The following is an 18,656-nucleotide window of genomic DNA, read 5'->3' on the forward strand; positions in this document are numbered from 1 at the left end:
GACAGTCGCGACGGAAGCGACACCGGGGGCGGTCAGTAGGTCGTGACGGATCGGTCGTCGATCTCCGAGGGGATCCCCTCGAACGACGGGACGCCGGTTCCCGAGACGCCGACCACCCGCGCGGCGACCGCGACGCCGGTACGGAGGGACGCCTCTTCGGAGCCGCCGCGGGCGCGCTCGGAGAGGAGGCCCGCCAAGAGCGCGTCCCCGGCACCGACGGTGTCGGCCACCTCGACGTCGCGCGCCGGGAGGTGGAGACTGCGTTCCTCGGTCACCAGGATCGCGCCGTCCGCACCGAGGGAGGCGACGACGCGGTCGAACCCCCGCTCCAGGAGGGTGCGGGCGGCTGAGACGCACTCCTCGACGGTCGTCGTCGCTTCGCCCGTCGCCGCCGCGAGTTCCGTTCGGTTGGGCTTACAGAGGGCGTACTCGGCGTCGAGGGCCGACAGGAGCGAACCGTCGACGTCCACGACGGTCTCCCACGGACCCGCCCGCGCGACGGCGTCGATCGCTTCCGCATCGAGGCCCAGCGGGAGGCTCCCCGCGACGACGACCGTCTCCGGGCGGTACGAGCGGATCGTTTCGACGACGGTCTCGACGGCGTCCTCGCCGACGGTCGGGCCGTTCTGGTTGATCTTGTACTCGGCCTCGGGTGTGAGGATCGTCGTGTTGAGTCGGGTCTCGCCGTCGATCTCGACGAAGTCGTTCGGGATCTCTCGTTCTCCGAGTTCGGTCGTCAGAAACTTGCCGAGGAACCCGCCGACGTAGCCCGTCGCGACCGTCTCGGTGTCGAGTCCGACGAGGTACTTCGAGACGTTGATCCCCTTCCCGCCGGGATCGAACGTCGCCGTGTCCGTTCGGGCCACGGCGGCGGGGGCGAGCGCCTCGTCGAGTTCGAGGGTGTGATCGACGGCCGGGTTGAGTGTGACTGTCAGAATCATGGCTGGTTTCGTCGGGAACGCTGCCCACCGGCGACTTCGGTTGGAGCGCTCCGTGGCAGCATCGATCGTATCTGTGCACGAGTATCAACTAAACGGTTGTTGATATGATTATTTCTTAGTTCTATTATAGAAATCATTCGAAAACAGTTATCACCTCTGCTCGTCGAGATACCGATATGCTGCCCGCAGCCCGTCAGCGCCGAATAGTGGACGTCGTCTCCGAGCGGGGGGAGTGCTCGGTCGAGGAGCTCGCAGAGGAGATGGGCTGTTCGAAGGCGACCATCCGTCGGGACCTCCGAACGCTGGCGGACAAACGGATGATCGAGCGCTCCCACGGCGGGGCCGTCCCCGCGAGTGCGATCGGCCGGGAGGCGACGTACGGGCAAAAGGAGGTACAGCACCTCGACGCCAAGGAGGCGATCGCGGAGGCCGCCGTTGAGGAGATACGGGAGAACCAGGTGGTCTTCTTCGATTCGGGATCGACGACGATGGAAGTCATCAAGCGGGCCCCGACCGACGAGCCGTTCGTCGCGGTCACGAACTCCCCGCTTCTGGCCCTCGAGATCGGAAAAGAGGACGTCGAGGTGAAGCTCACCGGTGGCTCGTTGCGACGCCCGACGCGCGCGCTCGTCGGGCCGAGCGCCGAGCGGTTCATGGACCGGACGACGTTCGACCTCCTGTTTCTGGGGACGAACGCCATCGACGTCTCGGGCGGACTGATGACGCCCAACGAGGACGAGGCGCGACTCAAGGAGCTGATGATCGAGAACTCACAGCGGACCGTACTGGTCGCGGACGGCTCGAAGCTCGACGAGCGGAGTTTCATCCGGTTCGCCCGACTCGAGGACGTCGACGCGTTCTACACCGACGTGAGGGTTCCAAACGACGCCCGCGAGGCGTTCGAGTCGGCGGGCGTCGAACTGACCGACGGGCTGGACGGGTACTAGGTCACGGTCGGGCCGCCGATACGGGCATCGCCGAGGTTCTCGCAGATGTGGCCCTGACTGCCCATGTTCGTCGTGGCGAGTCGGCCCCGCTTGTGGACCGTCTCGAACGCCTCGGGCGGGATCGTCTCGCCTTCCGGCGTGAGGAACAGCCGGTCGGTCGAATCGCAGACGAGACCGGTGGCCTTCTCGAGGTAGCGTTCGATCGGCGCGGCGTCGACGCAGACCCGGAGGGTATCGTCGACCCGGATCGTCGCCCGGTCGTCGCCCGTCTCGACGTCGCCACGAACCAGTTCGACGATCTGGTCAGGGGTCAGCCCGCCCTCGAGAAGGGCTGAGACGGCCCGGTATTGGCGGGCAACACGCGCCTTCTCGTCGAGTTCCCGGCGGACGGACTCGATGTCGCCGTCGGCGTCCTCGAAGGCGCTCCCGAACGGCTCGCGGGCGTTCACTCCCTCGTTGATCTCGCGTGCGTGCATGTGGTCCCGGAGCCTGACGGTCGCCGTCGAGATCGCGGGATGGGCGGCCAGGGCGTCGCGGGCGTCGACCATCATCATCCACGCGAACGCGGGTGAGCACCACGCCGTCGGCAGCGTGAACGCGACCTCGACCGACCCGCCGTCGATCTCGATCCCTTCGATGTACTCGAGTTCGACGACCGAGCGGTCGAGTTCGGGGTCGGTGACGCTCTCCAGACGCTTTCTAATCGACTCGGGGCTGATTCGGTGGGTTTCGCTCATGGATCAGTCGTCCGCCGGGGTGCTCTCGCCGTACTGCTCCGCGAGTCCGAACTCCTCGCTGACGCCGTCGTCACGGAGGATCTCCTTCTGGCGCTCGATGTCGATGTCGTAGAGCTCGGCGGCGTTCTCGCCCATGATCTTCTTCTTGACCTCGAGATCGAGTTCGACGCCGTACTCCTCGCGCTGTTCGGGCGTCATCTCGGCTTCCATCACCGCCTCGATGAGCCACTCGGGCTCCCAGAGGGCGTAGTCGCTCCCGAAGAGGATCCGGTCCTCCCCGAGCCAGTAGAGCAGTTCGCCCATGACCTCGCCGAACTTTCTGGGTCTGCTTTCGGCCAGCGGTGCGGCGACCGCGAGTCCCCCGTAGACGTTCGGTTCCTGTGCGGCGATCCAGCAGAAGTCGTCGAGGCGGGGCAGACCGACGTGTTCGACGACGAAGTTGAGTTCGGGGAAGGAGGTGGCCGCGTCGTCGATATCGGCCACGTCGAAGGCGTCGCGGTTCAGCGGTCTGATGGTCGGGCCCTTATGGGCGTGAACGTTCTTGATCCCCAGTTCGACACACTTCTCGAGATACTCGAAGCTTTCATCCGAATCGAGTCGCCACCCCTTCGAGTCGCCGCGCCACTCGGCGGTGTAGACCTTCACGCCCCGGACGTCGAACTTCTCGGCCTGACGTTCGAGTTCCATTAGACCGGCCTCGCCCTCACGCGGGTCGAACCGCCCGTTGACGATGAACCGGCTCGGGTGTTCGTCGGCCAGCTCCGCACACCGGTCGATCGTGTTGAACCCCTCCGTGTAGAACTCGTTGAGATACGTGGGTTGGAGGATCCCCATGTCGGCGTGTCCGTCGCCGAACATATCGTTGATCATCCGCTCTTCGTCGTACTTGCGGTACTCCTCCAAGCTCCACTGGCGTTCCTCGGGGGTGAAGCCGGTGTGGTAGTCGTAGAAACAGCGGATGAACTGCTCGCCGCCCTCGTGTTTGATGTTGTCCTTGCTCGCGTCCCACCAGTGAACGTGCCCGTCGATGACGAACACGTCCTCTCCCTCGTACTGATACATTTCGTGAGGAACTAGGGATCCATTATAATTATAATTTCGCACACCGGCGGTCCGTTCGGACTGCCTTGTACACAATCTTTTTAGCGGTATCACTCGAGTATCGAGCCGTATTATGGACGCCGCGAGACTCCACGAGTACACCGAGGAGATGGACGAGGCGCTCTCGATCGACGAAGTAGAGCGGCCCGAGCCGAGTCGGTCGGACCACGTCGTCGTCGAGGTCGAGGGGGCCGGGTGGTGCCAGACGGACAACCACATCATCGAGGGGATGTGGACCGACTACGTCGAACAAGACCTCCCGATGACGCTGGGCCACGAGAACGCGGGCGAGGTGGTCGAGATCGGCGAGGAGGTCTCGACCGTGGAGGTCGGCGACAAGGTGCTCTGTCATCCGCTGATAACCTGCGGGGAGTGTCGGGCCTGTAGGCTCGGCGAGGACATGCACTGTGAGAACGGCCAGTTCCCCGGCCTGAACACCGACGGCGGGTTCGCCGAGTACCTGTTGACCTCCGAGCGCGCGACGATCAAACTCGATTCCGTGGACCCGGTCGAGATCGCGCCACACGCAGACGCGGGTATCACGGCGTATCACGCGGTTAAGAAGGCGACCCCGCACCTCTTTCCGGGCAGCCACACGGTCGTGATCGGGATCGGCGGGCTCGGCCACATCGGCCTCCAAGCGGTGGACGCGATGAGCGCGACCACCACCATCGCCGTCGACCTCAAGGAGGAGGCGCTGTCGCTCGCGGATCGGCTGGGTGCGGACCACACGATCAACTCCGCGGAGGAGGACGTCGCCGAAGCCATCGAGGGGATCACCGACGGCGCAGGCGTAGAGCAGGTGCTCGACTTCGTCGGCGCAGACCAAACCACGGCCCTCGCGCCCGACATCGTCGCGCCGGGGGGCGACCACCACATCATCGGCTACGGCGGGCACATCCACGAGCCATCGCAGGCGCTGGTCAACGGCGAGTTCTCCTACGTCGGGAACATCGTCGGGAAGTACACCGAGCTCCAGGAACTCGTCGCATTGGTCGAACAGGGCGAGATGCACCTCGAGACGTCCGAGTACTCGCTGGAGGAGATCAACGACGTGGCCGAGGCGCTCGAACACAACGAGATCGAGGGGCGGGCCGTCATCGTACCCTGAACCGGTGTCGTCGAAACGGTGATACGAACCGCGGCCCACGATCCGGCGTGAGCCAGCGCGCCAGACGGACAGCGACCCGACGACGGTTCCTGCGGAGTGGCGCCGCGATCGGCGCGCTCTCGGTCGCGGGATGTGTCGGTCCGTCCGACGACGAGCCGGGGTCCGATACCGGCGACGGGAACGGAACCGCCGGCGACGAAAGTGATGGGGAGTCCGGCGGATACGAGATCGAGACGGTCGCCGAGGGGTTCGCGAACCCCTGGGCTCTTGAGTTTCTCCCCGATGACGGGATGCTCGTCACCGAACGCGAGGGACGACTGTCGATCGTCGACCGTGAGGACGGCACCGCCGAGACCGTCGGGGGCGTCCCCGACGTGTACGCCGCCGGGCAGGGCGGTCTGCTCGATGTGGCGCTTCACCCTACCTACCCCGACGAGCCGTGGGTCTACCTGACGTATTCGGGTGCCAACGACGCCGGCGAGTCGGCGACCCACCTCGGCCGGGGACGGCTCGACCTCGACGGCGGGCGGTTAGAGGGGTTCGAGGTGCTCCACGTCGCCGGACCGTTCGTTGACTCGGACGGGCACTTCGGCTCCCGACTGCTCGTCGAGGACGACGCGCTGTACATGACCGCCGGCGACCGCCAGCTCAGGGGGTTCGGCCCCGACCACGTCGCACAGGACACCACGAACGAACTCGGAAGCACGCTCAGGCTGGGACTCGACGGCTCGGTTCCCGTGAACAACCCGTTCGTCGACACGGAGGGCGCTGTCGATACGATCTACAGCTACGGCCACCGCAACCCACAGGCCATGACGACTCACCCGGAGACGGGCGCGATCTGGCAGGCCGAACACGGCGAGGAGGACGGCGACGAGATCAACGTGATCGAGGCCGGGGGCAACTACGGCTGGCCGGTCGCGACCTACGCCTGCGAGTACGGCACCGACGACCCGGTCGGCGAGCGCCCCGAAGAGCGCGAGGACACCGTCGCGCCGGTACACTACTGGGAATGCGGATCGGGGGGCTTCCCGCCCAGCGGCATGGCGTTTTACGACGGCGAGGCGTTCCCCGACTGGCAGGGCAACCTGTTCGTCGGCACCCTCGCGGGCGAGTACCTCGGGCGCTTTGCCGTCGACGGGCGGTCCGTCGCGGAGCGCGGTCTCCTTCTGGAGGGAGAGGGGTGGCGGGTCAGAGACGTCGCGGTCGCACCCGAGACGGGCCACATCTACGTGGCCGTCGACGCCGAGGACGCCCCGGTCGTCCGTCTGCGGCCCGCCTGATCGACTCGTCGAAGCCAACCGGAACAACACAACGGTCATTGTCCCACGCTCTGCAGACTGGGTATGAACGTCGACGGGGACCGGCTTCGCGAGGACATCGAGCGAACCGCCGAGTTCGGAGCCATCGAGAGCGACGAGGGCCGTGGTCGAACCGTCCGAGCCGCGAGCGATGAAAACGGCGAGGCTCGCGAGTACTTCGTCTCCCGGCTGGAGGATGCCGGACTAGAGGTCCGGGTCGACGCCGTGGGCAACGTCGTCGGCCGGTGGGTCCCCGAGGGAGCCGACCCCGACCTCCCTCCCGTCGCCGCGGGCAGCCACCTCGATTCGGTGCCCGAGGGCGGCATCTTCGACGGGCCGCTTGGAACCTACGCCGCTCTCGAAGCCGTCCGCACCATGCAGGAAGCGGGAGCCGAACCCGAGCGCCCGATCGCCGTCGTCTCCTTTACCGAGGAGGAAGGGGGCCGGTTCGCCTCGGGAATGCTCGGTTCGTCCGTGGCGACGGGCGAGCGAAGCGTCGAGGAGGCACTCGCACTGGAGGACGAGGAGGGGACGACGCTGGAGGAGGCCCTCGAAGCCATCGGATTCAGGGGGGAGGGTCGGGTCAACGCCGCGGGCTGGGAGGCGTGGCTCGAACTGCATATCGAACAGTCAGAACGACTCGAGACGGTCGGCGTTCCCGTCGGGATCGTCACCGACATCACGGGGATCACCCACTGCGACGTGACCATCGTCGGGGAGGCCAACCACGCGGGGGCCACACCAATGAAGGATCGGACCGACGCGCTCGCGGCCGCAAGCGAGTTCGTCCTCGACGTCGAGCGCGCGGCAAACGAGGTGGTCGCAAGCGAGAGCGACACCGCGGTCGGCACCGTGGGAAGCCTCTCCGTGGAGCCGAACGCGACGAACGTCGTTCCCGGCCGGATCGAGTGCGGCGTCGACATCCGGGACATCGAGTACGACTCGATGAACGAAATCGTCTCCCGTGCACGATTGAGCCTCGCGCGCCTCGAGCGCGAGCGTGGCGTCGGGACCTCGCTCGAACGGGAATTCGACGTCGAGCCGGTGGCGATGGCCGAGCGCTGTCGAACGGCCGCCCGCGAGGCCGGCGAAGCGGCCGGAATCAAGACGATGGCGATGCACTCTGGGGCGGCCCACGACACGATGCAGGTCGCACGGGTCACCGACGCCGGCCTGCTCTTTGCACCCTCACGTGGTGGCTACTCCCACACGCCCAAGGAGTGGACCGACTGGGCCGACTGTGCGAACGCGACGCGGGTGCTCGCGGGCGGGATGGCGCGGCTCGCGGGGACGACGCTTTCGGAGCGAGTCTAGCGTCGATCGAGCACCGCGGCGGGATCGAGCGGCCACCGGTCGCGGTCCCGGATCGCGACGTGGACCTGTACGATGACGCCCAGCAGCGGGAGTTCCAACAGCGGTCCGATGACCAGCGCCAGTGGGATGAGCGGCTCGTTCGGGAACGCGACGACCGCGATCGCGAGCGCCGTCGGGGAGTTGCGCGAGAGGACCGTGTTGTTGAAACAGACCATCTCCCGGTAGGAAAACGACAGCACGCTGCCGACGCCGAAGCCGACGCCGAGATTGATCGCGTAGAAGGCGATAACCGGGACCGCGAGCAGGGCGAGCAGTTCGGGGTTCTCGAGGATCACCCCGCCCTGCGAGGCGAACATCGCCCCGATGGCGAGGCTCAGAAAGACGATCTGGAGCGGGCTCAGCTTCGGGAGAAACCCGTGAGAGAACCACTGCTCCCCCTTCGTTCGGATCAGTCCCCATCGAGCGAGACCGCCGAAAACGAGCGGAACCACGAGCACGAGTACCACGCTTTCGAGCAGGACGCCCAGCGGGAGGTCCACCAGCGCCCCCGCGAAGACGTACAGATACACCGGGAGCAGGACCAACTGGAGGACGAGGTTATAGGGGAGAATGGAGGTCGCAAGCGGCACGTCTCCGTCGGCGATGTCGGTGAAGATCAGGTACCAGTCGGTACACGGCGTGACCAGCAGCATGACCAGCCCGACCCAGAGTGCGGGGTGGTTCCGGAGGAAGACCGCCCCGAGGCCGACGGCCAGAAGCGGGCTCCAGACGAAGTTGACCAGGAGGCTCGATCCCACGACACGGCGGTTCCCGAACGCCTCGCGGAGCCGGGAAAAGGAGATCCCGGCGAACGCGGCGAAGAGCATGACCATCAGAAAGGGGAGAATGAGTCGGTCCGCAACGGCGGGCACACCCGAGAGCTGTCCCAGCGCAAGCCCGCCGACGATGGCGAGGAGGACGAAGACCGTCTGGTACTTCTCGACGGGATCCATTCGACCGGGGCGTACTCCCCGAACGAGGGTAAGGCTGCGGTTCCCGGGGAGAACCGTCCGGACGGGCGCACGTCGGCGGAGCGCCGAGCGCAGCAGAGGGTCTTTTTGATCGCGACCTCTGTAGGGCGGGTATGACACACCTCGCAGACGACGTTCTTCGGTTCGTCCGGGCGACCGGACCACAGCCCGACGAGATACTGGAGGAGATGGACGCCTACGCCGAGGCGAACGGGTTTCCCCACGTCGGTCCCGAGGTTGGGGGCTTCCTTCGACTGGTCGCCCGAATCGTGGGCGCGGAATCGGTCTTCGAGTTCGGCTCGGGGTACGGCTATTCGGCCTACTGGTTCGCCGAGGCGTTACCTGAAAACGGCGAGATCGTGCTTACGGAGGTCGACGAAGGTGAGCTCGAAATGGCCCGCGAGTACCTCGAACGCGGCGGCTACGGCGGGCTGGCGAGCTACGAACTCGGCGACGCCCTCGAGACGATCGAGCGCTACAACGGCCCCTTCGACGTCGTGTTGATCGACCACCAGAAACATCGGTACGTCGAGGCGCTCGACGCCGTTCGAGAGAAACTCGCGCCCGGTGCGGTCGTGATCGCGGACAACGCGATGAGCGCCGAGGAGGTCGTGGTGTTCGAGGACCTGCTCGCTCACGTCGAGGGCCGGTCCGCCGAGATGAACGAGGGAACTCGCGGGATCGCCGACTACCTCGATTCCGTCCGGGCGGAGCCGGCCTTCGAGACGCAGGTGCTCCCGCTGGGCGAGGGGATTGCGGTCAGTCGCTTCGAGGGGGAGCCCGATAACACTGAAGCCCACACGTCCCGTCGGTAGTCGGTATGCCACTGAGCGAGGCGGACTGGGGGACTGCACGGCCCGAAACCGACCTCATCACGGTGATCGAGGGGACGCTCAGAGAGAGCGCACCCGAGGCGCTGCGCGTGGACGACTTCCTCCGGGACGCCGGCGACACCGACCCCACGGAGGAGGGGTTGCTGAAGGCGGTCACCGGTGCCGTGCGGTGGCAGTTCTCCCGCGAACGCTCGAAGGCGGTCGTCGAGGCCTCGCTCGAACGACTGGTCCACGAGGGGCGGGCCGAGAAACGCGCGTTCGAATCGGACGGCGAGATCACCATCTACTATCGGATCGCCCCTTCCGGCGACCTCCCGAGATAACCGCCGCCATCGGACCCGATCGCCGAACGCCGCAGCGCGCTCCGGAAAACAAACGATAAACTATTTTTCGGTTATCACAGTTCCACGAGGTATTTGACCCTCCGATCCGATGACGAACTATGGAACTGCTTACCGAGGATATCATTCCCGAGTACGCCCGCGAGGTCAAAGCGGAGGCCCGCGAGTTCGCCGACGAATACATCGCCCCCAACGCCGAGGAGTGCTTCCGGAAGGGCGAGTACCCGTGGGAGATCCTCGAAGCCGGCCAGGACGCTGGATTGGTCGCACAGGACATTCCCGAGGAACTGGGCGGACGCGGGCTCGACATCGTCGAGATGCTCGCGATCGCAGAGGAGTTCTACAAGGCCGACGCCGGCATCGCGCTGACCCTCCAACTCGCGAGTTTCGGTGCGGAGATGATCTACGAATACGGCAGCGAAGAGCAGAAAGAGGAGTACCTCAAACCCGTCGCCGCGGGCGATCAAATCACCGGTCTCGCCGTTTCGGAACCTGATACGGGAAGCGATCTCGCAGGGATGACGACGACCGCGGAAAAGGACGGCGACGAGTACGTCATCAACGGCGAGAAGTACTGGATCGGCAACGGCGTCGAGGCCGACTGGGTCACCGTCTTCGTCCGGACCAGCGAGGAGAACGACCGCTACTCGAACCACTCGATGATCATCGTCCCGACCGATGCTGATGGGTACGAGGCCGAACACATCCCTGAGAAGATGGGGATGCGCGCCTCGAAACAGGCTCACATCACTTTCAAGGACGTCCGTGTCCCCGAAGAGAACCTCGTGGGCTACGAGAACGGCGGCTTCCTGATGCTCGCGGAGTTCTTCAACCACGGTCGGATCGTCGTCGGCGGACACGGACTGGGGATGGCCGCCGCGGCCATCGAGGAGGCCTGGGAGTTCGTCCACGAGCGGGAGGCGTTCGGACGGAACGTAAACGAGTTTCAGGCCGTCCAACACGGGCTCGCGGACATGCGCCTGGAGTTCGAGGCCGCCCGCGCGCTCAACTACCGGGCGGCAAAGAAAGTCAGAGACGGCGAGAACGCGGGGTTGTGGGCGGCGATGGCCAAGACAAAATCCACCGAGACGGCGACGATGTGTGCAGAACAGGGGATGCAGTTCCACGGCGGCCGGTCGATCTTCACCGATCGCCGGATCGCTCGGGTGTATCGCGACGTGCGCATCCCGGTCATTTACGAGGGCGCAAACGAGGTTCAGCGCAACCTGATTTACCGGCAGAGCTAACAGTCGATATCGCGGAAGGCCGCGGCGAACTCCTCGTGGGTCTGCAGTCCCTCGGCCGTGCCGTCGACGGACTTCCGCAGGTCGGTCAGTCGTCGTTCGAGTTCCCGGAACTCCTCGTTTCCTTCGAGTTCCTCGCAGGACTTCTCGGTCTTGAGGACCGCCCGTTTCGAGGCGAGGCTGTAGTATTCGCGCATGATCTCGTCGTACTCGCTGCGGCGGTGTACCCCTTCGACGGTCGCCAGGAGTTCGTCGTTCGCGACGGGCTTTACCAGGTAATCGTCGAATCCCATCTCGATGATGTCGAAGTCGGGATCGACCGCCGTGACCATGATCACGCGACAGTTATAGCCCGCCTCGTGGATCGCGTCGAGGACGTCGTCGCCGGACATACCGGGCATTCGCCGATCGAGCAACACGACGGCGACCTCCTCATCCATCCTCGAGAGGGCCTCCTCGCCGTCGTGAGCGACCCGGACGGTCCACTCCTCGTCGAGCCAGATCGCGAACAGCTCCGCGAGCTGGGGCTCGTCGTCGACGACGAGCACGACCGGAGCGTCGTCCATGACATCGGTTGACATTTCTTAATTGTGGTATGAACGTCTGTAGATATAAATTCGGTGGATACTTCCGTTTTCTACCCCGGTCCGTTCGAGCCGCGTGATCGGGTTCGGACGAAACGCGCGATCACTCCGACGACGGGCTGTCGGGTTTCGACGCGAGTTCAGTCGATCAACGGGAGATCCCCTCGATCGACCGGGAGGTCCTCCCCGTTGAGCCCGTCTTCCCCACCGAGGAGGTCACTCCACTCGGGGAGATCGACATCCGGAACGCTACCGGGGTCGGGGAGGTCCAGGAGCGCCTCTATCGGTGGAATCCCGACCGTGATGGCGATCCCCAGGACGAACAGCACGATCCCCACCATCAAGAGGAACCGCTGTATCCTCGTGGTTCGGCCGTAACGAGCCATGCGATACACTTCTGCTAGCGGTGAATGGACAAAAACGTGTGTAAATAGCAGCGTTCTGTTAAGTTCAGTCGTCGGCGTCCGCACCGGTATCCTCGGCAGTGCGCGGTGAGTCGAACCGATCGAGGACGGCGAGCAATCCGGCCGAGAGCGCCGCGCCGGTCAGTGCGAACGCCGCGAGCACCGCGAAGAAGACCGAGAGCGAGAAGGTATCGAGCAGAAAGCCCCCGATCGCGATCGAGGCCGACCCGAGGCCGAACTCCCCGAGGTAGGTGTAGCCGTAGGAGAGCCCGCGGGTATCGGCGGGCGTGTGGACCGCGACGGCGTCCTGATAGAACGGCTGGATAGCGAAGAGGAAAAACCCGAGAAGACCACACAGCACGAGCAGCGGGGCGAGTCCCATCCTGGTCACGGGAATGAACGCCAGCGCGAGGACCGCGAGGACGGCGAACATTCCGAGCAAGCCGCGCCCGGGGGTCATGCGATCGGTCAGCTTCCCGCCGGCGTACTGGCCGACGATCCCGACGACGAGAAAGCCGACGTAGATGTACCGCGAGGGTTCGATCCCCTCGAGATCCGGGCCGACGACAACACCCTCCAGTGCGGGCAGTCCCTGGAGGATTTCGGGCAGGTAGGTGAGCATTCCCCGGTAGAACAGCCCCTCGAAGGTGACGATCACGAAGACGAGGGCGAAGGCGCTCGCAAACAGCGTCCGGGAGTTCGTGAGCAAGTCCGCGACCGAGAGGGCTTTGTCATTAGCTTCGGAGGCGTCCATCTCCTCGACCGCGCCCGTGGGGTCGAAATCCGCGGAGAGACCGTAGGCGACGGCGAGCAGGCCGGGGATCGCCAGCAGGGCGGCCACCAGTTGCCACGGGAAGACGATCAACAGGGTCGCGGCGACGAACGGGCCGAGCGCGATCCCGACGTTGCCGGCGATGCCGTGATAGGCGAAGACGGTGCCGCGTTCTTCGACGCCCGTGCTGATCAACGAGAGGCCCGCGGGGTGATAGACGCTCGCGGCGGCCCCCCAGCAGACGAGGCCGACAGCGATAGCGTAAATCCCGTTCGCGAGCGCGAGGACCAGAAACGAGAGACTCATACCGCCGAGACAGGCCAGAACCAACCGTTTAGGACCGTACTTGTCGGCAAGGACCCCGCCGGGAAGCGCCCCGATCCCGAAGGGGGCGTAGCCCAGCGCGACGATCACTCCCAACAGCGTCACCGAGACGTCGAACTCCGAGAGCCACACCACCAGAAAGATTGGGATCGAGGTCTCGAACCAGTGGACCAGCGAGTGGCCCGCCATCGTAAAGCCAGCGATCGATCTGTCGTTCGGATCCAGAGCCATTCGGTAGTTACAATCGGCCGGTCGAGCTATTTAGCCCCACGGATTCGAGCAATCCACCGAATCGAACCATTTACCCTCGTCGGTTGGTTCTCCCCGGTATGAACACCGCGGAGCGAAAACGCCTCGTCACCCGTCATACCGAGGAGGTCGTCACCGAGGAGGAACTCGACGACCTCCTCGAGGAACCGGATCCGAGCATCTACATCGGCTACGCGCCGACCGGCGAGATGCACATCGGCCACTTCACCACCATCAGGAAACTCGCGGACTTCCTCGAAGCGGACATCGACGTGACCGTCCTGATCGCCGATCTGCACGCCCACCTCGACGACGAGAAGAGCCCGTTCGACCTCCTGGAGGCGCGCTCTGCGTACTACGAGGCTGGAATCGAGGCGATGGTCGAGGCCGCCGGAGCGAACCCCGACGACATCGAGTTCGTCCGCGGCACCGACTTCGAACTCGAGGAGCCCTACACGCTCGAACTCTACCGTCTGCTCGCCGATACGACCATCTCGCGGGCCCAGCGTGCCGGAAGCGAGGTCGTCCGACAGAGCGACAATCCGAAACTGGGTGCGTTGGTGTACACGCTTATGCAGAGTCTGGACGTCGCGGCGCTGGACGCCGACATCGCCTACGGCGGGATCGACCAGCGCGGGATCTACATGCTCGCCCGGGAAATCCTCCCCGAACACGGCCACGACAAACCCCTCTGTCTGTTCGCACCGCTTCTCTCGGGCCTGTCGGGCGGGAAGATGAGTGCGAGCGAGGTCGGCTCGAAGGTGAACCTCACCGACGACCCCGAAACGGTAGGCGAGAAGATCGACGGGGCGTACTGTCCACAGGGGGAACTCGAGGAGAACGGCGTCCTCGAGTACCTCGATCACCTCGTCTTTCCGATCCTCGAAGAGGAGGGGGAACCGTTCGTCATCGAACGCCCCGAACAATACGGCGGAAACGTCGTCTACGAGGAATACGGCGATCTGGAGGCGGACTTCCTGGAAGGCGAACTCCACCCACAGGACCTGAAGGGGGCGACCGGCGAGGCGATCGCGGAGATCATCGCGCCGATCCGCGAGCGTTTCGAGACAGAACCCGAACTCTTGGCGAGTGCGTATCCCGACCGGTACGACTGACTCGACCGGCAATTTTTGCGCCTCGTCGCATCGCTTATTACGCGATGCGTCGTGGCCCCGTACGAGGTTGATTAATCATGATAGATACGCCAGTCACCGAACTCATGACGTCACCGATTCGGACGATCGATCCCGAGGCGACGGGGGTCGCTGCGGCCCGGGAACTCACCGAGCAGAAGATCGGGTCGCTGGTCGTCGGCGAAGGGCGGATCGAGGGGATCGTCACCGAGACCGACATCGTCGCCGGGGTCGCCGACGGAATCGACCTCTCGGAGACGCCCGTCTCGGCGCTGATGAGCGATCCCGTCGTGACGATCTCGCCCACCGACTCGGTTCGGGCCGCCGGCGAGCGCATGGGTCGGAACAACGTCAAGAAGCTCCCGATCGCACGAAACGGCGAGGCGGTCGGGATCGTCACGACCACCGATCTGGCGCGGTTCGTGCCGAAGAACGCGGTCAGGATGTCGCGCCAGCCCGAACCCGACATCGAGAAGGGGGAGTTCGAGTAGCGTCCGAATACCGTCTTCCAACCACGGCCACGGGCGATCCGATCGCCATCGCCTGACAGCATCAACTGGCCGTTCCATCCGGGAAGGGATATACCGGCGCGTCCTGTAGGAGCGGTCACCCATGGTTTCAGACCTGGTCGCACCCGTGAGAATCGTCTCTACGACCGTCCTTCAGAACGCCCCGCTGGCCGCCGAACTGTTTCTCCTCGGCCGGATCCTCTTCGGCAGCGTCCTCGCCTTCAACGGGCTGAATCACTTCCTCGATGTCGAAGCGATGACCGAGTACGCCGATTCGAAGGGGGTCCCGAAGCCGAGGGGTGCCGTCGTCCTCACGGGCGGAATGTTACTGGTCGGCGGTCTCGGGACCGTTCTGGGCGTGTTCCCGTTGTTCTCGCTCGGTGCGATCGCGACCTTCCTGCTCGTGGCGACGCCGATCATGCACGACTTCTGGGCGGTTCCGAACACGCGCACGGAACAGGAGATGATACATTTCATGAAGAACGTCACCATGCTCGGTGCCACACTCGTACTGCTCGCACTGAGCGCGACCGCATGGCCCTACGCGCTGTAAAATCGACGCCTGCCGGGATCGCTCAGAGCCACTCCTCGGCCCAGCACTCGATCTCGTCGAAGACGGGACAGAGCGATCGGCCCTTCTCCGTGAGGCTGTAGTAGGTCGCGACGGGGGCGTCCTCCTCCAATCGGCGCTTGACGAACTCCAGTTCCCGCAGATCGTCGAGCACCCGCGAGAGCGTCCGGGAGTTGGCGTCCGTCGAGCGCTTGAGTTCGTTGAAGCGTTTCTCGCCGTCCTGCAGGTCGTGAAGCACGACGAGTCGCCACTGTGAGCCGATCTGTCCGATCGAGTCGACGACCGCACAGGGCCCCTCCTCCGAGGTCTCGGTGACTGATGACATCAGTGTTACCTGGTGTTTCCTACGTCCGCGAAGCGATTTATAGGTTCGGTTCGTATAGCTGGTTACGAAACGTTACTAGTCTCGCCAGCGTGAAACCGACATACAAAACCATACGGAAACCGATACACACACCATGCCCGACGAACCCACATCCGTCAGCGCCGAGTTGCCCGACAGCCCCATCAGACTCTCGGGAACCGACCACATCACGCTCATCGGAAGCAACGAAGCCGATACCGTGGCGTTCTACCGCGATCTGCTCGGAATGCCGCTGGTGCTTCGCCAGCCGAACCTCGACCAGCCCGAAGTGACGCACCTGTTTTTCGACACCGGCGACGGGCGGATCCTCACCTTCTTCGTGAGCGACGACCGCGAGTCGGACCCGCGCCCGCAGCGAACGGGACTGGGAGCGGTCCATCACCTCGCCTTCAGCGTCGAGCCCGAGCGCTTCGTCGAGACAAAGGAGGCCTTCGACGAGGTCGACCACCACTACAACGAGTTCGACCGCGGGGCATTCCACTCGATCTACACCCGGGATCACAACGGGCTGGTCCTCGAGTTCGCGACTGACAAGTTCCACATCCCCGACGACCGCCGCGCGGAGGTGCTCGCGACCGCCCAGCGCGTTCGAGAGGAGGCGGGTGCGGACTACGTCAAGGACGAGCACATGGAAGCAGCACTCGAAGAACTCGGCCTCGAGGTCGACCCCTACGAGTTGCCCGACGCCCCGACCGGTGCTGGCTACGACCGATGACCGATCCAGTCGATTCCACCACATGACGGACACACCACCCACCACCGGACTGCACCACGTGACGAACATCTGCACCGACATGGAAGCGACGCGGGAGTTCTACGAGGAGGCGCTGGGCTGGCACACCGTAAAACGCACCCAGAACTACGACGATCCCGGGACGCTCCATTACTACTTCTCCTCGACCCCCGAGGGCGAGCCGGGAACGAACGTCACCTACTTCGAGTACCCGAACTCCCGTGGCCAGCCCGGTCCCGGTGCGAGCCATCACTTCGCGTTCGGCGTCGAGGACCGCGAGACGCTGGAGGAGTGGCGCGAACACCTCATGGACCACGGCGTGCGGGTTTCGACAGTGAAGGACCGCACCTACTTCCGGAGCATCTACTTCAGCGATCCGGATGGGCTGGTCTTCGAGTTCGCGACACAGGGGCCGGGCTTCGGCGTCGACGAAGACCGACCTGGAAGCGAAGAGATCGATCCCTTTGAGAACCGCTGATGGAGGTCGACATCTCGGAACTCGACTCCGCGTATCGCCTGCTGGCCGGCTCGGTGATCCCCCGCCCCATCGCGTGGGTCAGCACGCGCGGCGAAAGCGGCGAGAACCTCGCACCCTACAGCTTCTTCAACGTCGTCTCGGTCGATCCTCCCGTGGTGATGTTCGCGCCGGTCGGCACCGGCGAGGACCTGAAGGACACGCCACGGAACATACTGGATACCGAGCAGTTCGTCGTCAACGTGGTGACGATGGACCTCGTGGAGGCAATGAACGCAACCAGTGCTACTGTCGAGAAAAGCGAGTTCGAGCACGCCGACCTCGAACGCGCCGAAAGCGTCCGGGTCGACGCCCCGCGAGTGGCGGGGGCGAAGGTCGCCTTCGAGTGTGAACTGTACGACTTCGTCGAGATCGGTCGCTCGTCGATGGTACTAGGCGAGGTCGTCTACGCGCACGTCGCCGAGGACGCGACCACGGAGGGCAAGGTCGACGTGACGAAACTCGACGCCGTCGGGCGGCTCTCGGGGAGTTACTATGCGAGCACGCGCGACCGATTTTCGCTGGAGCGCCCTCCCTGACCGGGGATTAAGCCCTCGGCGTCCCTATAGGGGGTATGGCACTCTACGACGCCGTCTCGGACCTGCCCGTCGAGATCGAGGCCGTCTCGCTCTCACGGCGCGAACGCGACACCTCCAGTGGCTTCACGCGTGTGAGCACGGTCATTTCGCTGTCGGGTGAGAGCGAGGAGGGCAGGGGCGAGGACGTGACCTACGAAACCCAGGATCACGATGCCCTACTGAAGGCGGGTGCGCCCGACCTCTCGGGTACCTACACCCTCGACGAGTTCTCCGAGCGTGTCGGCGATCTGGACCTCTTCCCTTCGGGGCCGAGCCGACCCGATTTCGAGAACTACCGGCGGTGGGGCTTCGAGAGCGCCGCGCTGGACCTCGCGCTCCGGCAGGCCGACACCGATCTCGCGAGCGCGCTCGGCCGGGAGTACGAGCCCGTGAGCTTCATCGCCAGCACGCGGTTGGGCGAGCCCCCGAGCACCGACCGTGTCGAGCGCTTCCTCGAAAACAATCCGGAACTAGAGTTCAAGCTCGATCCAACGAGCGAGTGGGACGACGCGCTGGTCGAGCGCCTCGCGGAAACGGGGGCGGTGCGGGTGGTCGACCTAAAGGGCCAGTATGAGGGGACCGAGGTCGATCAGGCCCCCGATCCCGAGCTCTACGAACGAGTCGTCGAGGGCCTTCCCGAGGCCGTCATCGAGGACCCCGCGATCACCGAGGGGACCCGGTCCGTACTGACGGGCCACGAGGAGCGGGTCTCGTGGGACGCGACCATCCACGGGCTCGAAAGCCTCGAGGAACTCCCGTGGGAGCCCGAGTGGCTCAACGTCAAGCCCTCGCGCTTCGGCTCGGTCGAATCGCTGTTCGAGACGGTCGACCACTGCACCGAGCACGGGATCACGACCTACGGCGGTGGTCAGTTCGAACTCGACGTCGGACGGGGCCAGATCCAGGCGCTCGCCTCGCTGTTCTACCCCGACTCGGCGAACGACGTCGCACCCGGTGTGTACAACGATCCCGAGATCCCCGAGGGGCTCCCGACGAGCCCGCTTTCGCCGCCCGAAGAGAGTACGGGCTTTCGCTGGTAAG

The 18,656-nt window shown here is 65.0% G+C and carries 22 protein-coding genes; 14 read left to right on the forward strand and 8 right to left on the reverse strand.

Annotated features, from left to right (window positions below; genetic code table 11):
* Nucleotides 1-32: 32 nt before the first annotated feature.
* Nucleotides 33-941, reverse strand: a complete 909-nt coding sequence (pfkB, locus tag HAPAU_RS11140) for a 1-phosphofructokinase (protein WP_066382602.1) — start codon at nucleotides 939-941, stop codon at nucleotides 33-35.
* A 176-nt stretch (nucleotides 942-1,117) separates the two neighbouring features.
* Between pfkB and glpR the strand changes: the two genes are divergently transcribed.
* On the forward strand, nucleotides 1,118-1,888 hold the full coding sequence (gene glpR / locus HAPAU_RS11145; RefSeq protein WP_066382604.1) for an HTH-type transcriptional regulator GlpR: 771 nt from the start codon (nucleotides 1,118-1,120) through the stop codon (nucleotides 1,886-1,888).
* On the opposite strand, the gene HAPAU_RS11150 is transcribed toward glpR, so the two are convergent.
* Together HAPAU_RS11150 and HAPAU_RS11155 are read right to left on the reverse strand one after the other, a co-directional pair.
* Nucleotides 1,885-2,625, reverse strand: a complete 741-nt coding sequence (locus HAPAU_RS11150; RefSeq protein ID WP_066382606.1) for an iron-sulfur cluster assembly protein — start codon at nucleotides 2,623-2,625, stop codon at nucleotides 1,885-1,887. The genes glpR and HAPAU_RS11150 overlap by 4 nt on opposite strands.
* 3 nt (nucleotides 2,626-2,628) lie before the next feature.
* Complete coding sequence (locus tag HAPAU_RS11155; protein WP_066382608.1) at nucleotides 2,629-3,687, reverse strand: amidohydrolase family protein; 1,059 nt, start codon at nucleotides 3,685-3,687, stop codon at nucleotides 2,629-2,631.
* Between the two features lie 112 nt (nucleotides 3,688-3,799).
* Between HAPAU_RS11155 and HAPAU_RS11160 the strand changes: the two genes are divergently transcribed.
* The 3 genes from HAPAU_RS11160 to HAPAU_RS11170 all read left to right on the forward strand — a co-directional run bounded on the left by HAPAU_RS11160 (nucleotide 3,800) and on the right by HAPAU_RS11170 (nucleotide 7,452).
* A complete protein-coding gene (locus tag HAPAU_RS11160) occupies nucleotides 3,800-4,837 on the forward strand; it encodes an NAD(P)-dependent alcohol dehydrogenase (protein WP_066382611.1) in 1,038 nt (345 codons plus the stop codon).
* A 47-nt stretch (nucleotides 4,838-4,884) separates the two neighbouring features.
* Complete coding sequence (locus tag HAPAU_RS11165) at nucleotides 4,885-6,120, forward strand: PQQ-dependent sugar dehydrogenase (protein WP_066382613.1); 1,236 nt, start codon at nucleotides 4,885-4,887, stop codon at nucleotides 6,118-6,120.
* Between the two features lie 63 nt (nucleotides 6,121-6,183).
* Entirely contained in the window at nucleotides 6,184-7,452 is a 1,269-nt protein-coding gene (locus tag HAPAU_RS11170) for a Zn-dependent hydrolase (protein WP_066382615.1), read from the forward strand.
* Here HAPAU_RS11170 and HAPAU_RS11175 read toward each other — a convergent pair.
* The gene (locus HAPAU_RS11175; RefSeq protein ID WP_066382617.1) at nucleotides 7,449-8,444 is read right to left on the reverse strand and encodes an arsenic resistance protein; all 996 of its coding nucleotides are present in this window, start codon (nucleotides 8,442-8,444) and stop codon (nucleotides 7,449-7,451) included. The genes HAPAU_RS11170 and HAPAU_RS11175 overlap by 4 nt on opposite strands.
* 131 nt (nucleotides 8,445-8,575) lie before the next feature.
* Here HAPAU_RS11175 and HAPAU_RS11180 point away from each other — a divergent pair, with 131 nt between their 5' ends.
* The 3 genes from HAPAU_RS11180 (at nucleotide 8,576) to HAPAU_RS11190 (ending at nucleotide 10,883) form a co-directional block, all read left to right on the forward strand.
* Nucleotides 8,576-9,277, forward strand: coding sequence for an O-methyltransferase (locus HAPAU_RS11180; RefSeq protein WP_066382619.1), 702 nt, complete (start codon nucleotides 8,576-8,578; stop codon nucleotides 9,275-9,277).
* 5 nt (nucleotides 9,278-9,282) lie between these two features.
* Complete coding sequence (locus HAPAU_RS11185) at nucleotides 9,283-9,618, forward strand: hypothetical protein (RefSeq protein ID WP_066382621.1); 336 nt, start codon at nucleotides 9,283-9,285, stop codon at nucleotides 9,616-9,618.
* Nucleotides 9,619-9,737: 119 nt separating this feature from the next.
* Nucleotides 9,738-10,883, forward strand: a complete 1,146-nt coding sequence (locus tag HAPAU_RS11190; protein ID WP_066382622.1) for an acyl-CoA dehydrogenase family protein — start codon at nucleotides 9,738-9,740, stop codon at nucleotides 10,881-10,883.
* Here the strand turns inward: HAPAU_RS11190 and HAPAU_RS11195 are convergent.
* The 3 genes from HAPAU_RS11195 to HAPAU_RS11205 all read right to left on the reverse strand — a co-directional run bounded on the left by HAPAU_RS11195 (nucleotide 10,880) and on the right by HAPAU_RS11205 (nucleotide 13,195).
* Nucleotides 10,880-11,446 carry a HalX domain-containing protein gene (locus HAPAU_RS11195; RefSeq protein ID WP_066382623.1) on the reverse strand — a complete coding sequence of 189 codons (567 nt, stop codon included), beginning with the start codon at nucleotides 11,444-11,446 and terminating at the stop codon, nucleotides 10,880-10,882. The two genes, HAPAU_RS11190 and HAPAU_RS11195, sit on opposite strands and share 4 nt — an antisense overlap.
* 158 nt (nucleotides 11,447-11,604) lie before the next feature.
* Entirely contained in the window at nucleotides 11,605-11,850 is a 246-nt protein-coding gene (locus HAPAU_RS11200; RefSeq protein ID WP_157078456.1) for a hypothetical protein, read from the reverse strand.
* Nucleotides 11,851-11,914: 64 nt separating this feature from the next.
* On the reverse strand, nucleotides 11,915-13,195 hold the full coding sequence (locus HAPAU_RS11205; RefSeq protein ID WP_066382630.1) for an MFS transporter: 1,281 nt from the start codon (nucleotides 13,193-13,195) through the stop codon (nucleotides 11,915-11,917).
* A gap of 98 nt (nucleotides 13,196-13,293) precedes the next feature.
* Here HAPAU_RS11205 and HAPAU_RS11210 point away from each other — a divergent pair, with 98 nt between their 5' ends.
* From HAPAU_RS11210 to HAPAU_RS11220, 3 genes are all read left to right on the forward strand, one after another.
* On the forward strand, nucleotides 13,294-14,328 hold the full coding sequence (locus HAPAU_RS11210) for a tyrosine--tRNA ligase (RefSeq protein WP_066382632.1): 1,035 nt from the start codon (nucleotides 13,294-13,296) through the stop codon (nucleotides 14,326-14,328).
* A 77-nt stretch (nucleotides 14,329-14,405) separates the two neighbouring features.
* Nucleotides 14,406-14,837 carry a CBS domain-containing protein gene (locus HAPAU_RS11215; protein ID WP_066382634.1) on the forward strand — a complete coding sequence of 144 codons (432 nt, stop codon included), beginning with the start codon at nucleotides 14,406-14,408 and terminating at the stop codon, nucleotides 14,835-14,837.
* Nucleotides 14,838-14,958: 121 nt separating this feature from the next.
* Complete coding sequence (locus tag HAPAU_RS11220; protein ID WP_066382636.1) at nucleotides 14,959-15,408, forward strand: DoxX family protein; 450 nt, start codon at nucleotides 14,959-14,961, stop codon at nucleotides 15,406-15,408.
* Nucleotides 15,409-15,430: 22 nt separating this feature from the next.
* Here the strand turns inward: HAPAU_RS11220 and HAPAU_RS11225 are convergent, their stop codons facing one another.
* Nucleotides 15,431-15,751 (reverse strand): winged helix-turn-helix transcriptional regulator, encoded by a 321-nt coding sequence (locus HAPAU_RS11225; protein ID WP_066382638.1) that lies wholly within the window; start codon nucleotides 15,749-15,751, stop codon nucleotides 15,431-15,433.
* Nucleotides 15,752-15,884: 133 nt separating this feature from the next.
* Here HAPAU_RS11225 and HAPAU_RS11230 point away from each other — a divergent pair, with 133 nt between their 5' ends.
* From HAPAU_RS11230 to HAPAU_RS11245, 4 genes are read left to right on the forward strand one after another with little or no spacing between them, the layout of a single operon-like run.
* A complete protein-coding gene (locus tag HAPAU_RS11230) occupies nucleotides 15,885-16,505 on the forward strand; it encodes a VOC family protein (protein ID WP_066382640.1) in 621 nt (206 codons plus the stop codon).
* Between the two features lie 22 nt (nucleotides 16,506-16,527).
* The gene (locus tag HAPAU_RS11235; protein WP_066382642.1) at nucleotides 16,528-17,001 is read left to right on the forward strand and encodes a VOC family protein; all 474 of its coding nucleotides are present in this window, start codon (nucleotides 16,528-16,530) and stop codon (nucleotides 16,999-17,001) included.
* Nucleotides 17,001-17,576: a flavin reductase family protein gene (locus HAPAU_RS11240; RefSeq protein WP_066382644.1), complete on the forward strand. Its 576-nt coding sequence runs from the start codon at nucleotides 17,001-17,003 to the stop codon at nucleotides 17,574-17,576. Before HAPAU_RS11235 ends, HAPAU_RS11240 begins: the two co-directional genes overlap by 1 nt.
* Before the next feature lie 35 nt (nucleotides 17,577-17,611).
* The gene (locus HAPAU_RS11245) at nucleotides 17,612-18,655 is read left to right on the forward strand and encodes an enolase (protein WP_066382646.1); all 1,044 of its coding nucleotides are present in this window, start codon (nucleotides 17,612-17,614) and stop codon (nucleotides 18,653-18,655) included.
* Nucleotide 18,656 lies beyond the last annotated feature (1 nt).

It is taken from the genome of Halalkalicoccus paucihalophilus (assembly GCF_001593955.1).
Classification (GTDB): Archaea; Halobacteriota; Halobacteria; order Halobacteriales; family Halalkalicoccaceae; genus Halalkalicoccus; species Halalkalicoccus paucihalophilus.

Bases quoted from the DNA above. Each gene is read 5' to 3' on its own strand.
- pfkB (WP_066382602.1), bottom strand. From the start codon at position 941: ATGATTCTGACAGTCACACTCAACCCGGCCGTCGATCACACCCTCGAA.
- glpR (WP_066382604.1), top strand. From the start codon at position 1,118: ATGCTGCCCGCAGCCCGTCAGCGCCGAATAGTGGACGTCGTCTCCGAG.
- HAPAU_RS11150 (WP_066382606.1), bottom strand. From the start codon at position 2,625: ATGAGCGAAACCCACCGAATCAGCCCCGAGTCGATTAGAAAGCGTCTG.
- HAPAU_RS11155 (WP_066382608.1), bottom strand. From the start codon at position 3,687: ATGTATCAGTACGAGGGAGAGGACGTGTTCGTCATCGACGGGCACGTT.
- HAPAU_RS11160 (WP_066382611.1), top strand. From the start codon at position 3,800: ATGGACGCCGCGAGACTCCACGAGTACACCGAGGAGATGGACGAGGCG.
- HAPAU_RS11170 (WP_066382615.1), top strand. From the start codon at position 6,184: ATGAACGTCGACGGGGACCGGCTTCGCGAGGACATCGAGCGAACCGCC.
- HAPAU_RS11175 (WP_066382617.1), bottom strand. From the start codon at position 8,444: ATGGATCCCGTCGAGAAGTACCAGACGGTCTTCGTCCTCCTCGCCATC.
- HAPAU_RS11180 (WP_066382619.1), top strand. From the start codon at position 8,576: ATGACACACCTCGCAGACGACGTTCTTCGGTTCGTCCGGGCGACCGGA.
- HAPAU_RS11185 (WP_066382621.1), top strand. From the start codon at position 9,283: ATGCCACTGAGCGAGGCGGACTGGGGGACTGCACGGCCCGAAACCGAC.
- HAPAU_RS11190 (WP_066382622.1), top strand. From the start codon at position 9,738: ATGGAACTGCTTACCGAGGATATCATTCCCGAGTACGCCCGCGAGGTC.
- HAPAU_RS11195 (WP_066382623.1), bottom strand. From the start codon at position 11,446: ATGGACGACGCTCCGGTCGTGCTCGTCGTCGACGACGAGCCCCAGCTC.
- HAPAU_RS11200 (WP_157078456.1), bottom strand. From the start codon at position 11,850: ATGGCTCGTTACGGCCGAACCACGAGGATACAGCGGTTCCTCTTGATG.
- HAPAU_RS11205 (WP_066382630.1), bottom strand. From the start codon at position 13,195: ATGGCTCTGGATCCGAACGACAGATCGATCGCTGGCTTTACGATGGCG.
- HAPAU_RS11210 (WP_066382632.1), top strand. From the start codon at position 13,294: ATGAACACCGCGGAGCGAAAACGCCTCGTCACCCGTCATACCGAGGAG.
- HAPAU_RS11215 (WP_066382634.1), top strand. From the start codon at position 14,406: ATGATAGATACGCCAGTCACCGAACTCATGACGTCACCGATTCGGACG.
- HAPAU_RS11220 (WP_066382636.1), top strand. From the start codon at position 14,959: ATGGTTTCAGACCTGGTCGCACCCGTGAGAATCGTCTCTACGACCGTC.
- HAPAU_RS11225 (WP_066382638.1), bottom strand. From the start codon at position 15,751: ATGTCATCAGTCACCGAGACCTCGGAGGAGGGGCCCTGTGCGGTCGTC.
- HAPAU_RS11230 (WP_066382640.1), top strand. From the start codon at position 15,885: ATGCCCGACGAACCCACATCCGTCAGCGCCGAGTTGCCCGACAGCCCC.
- HAPAU_RS11235 (WP_066382642.1), top strand. From the start codon at position 16,528: ATGACGGACACACCACCCACCACCGGACTGCACCACGTGACGAACATC.
- HAPAU_RS11240 (WP_066382644.1), top strand. From the start codon at position 17,001: ATGGAGGTCGACATCTCGGAACTCGACTCCGCGTATCGCCTGCTGGCC.
- HAPAU_RS11245 (WP_066382646.1), top strand. From the start codon at position 17,612: ATGGCACTCTACGACGCCGTCTCGGACCTGCCCGTCGAGATCGAGGCC.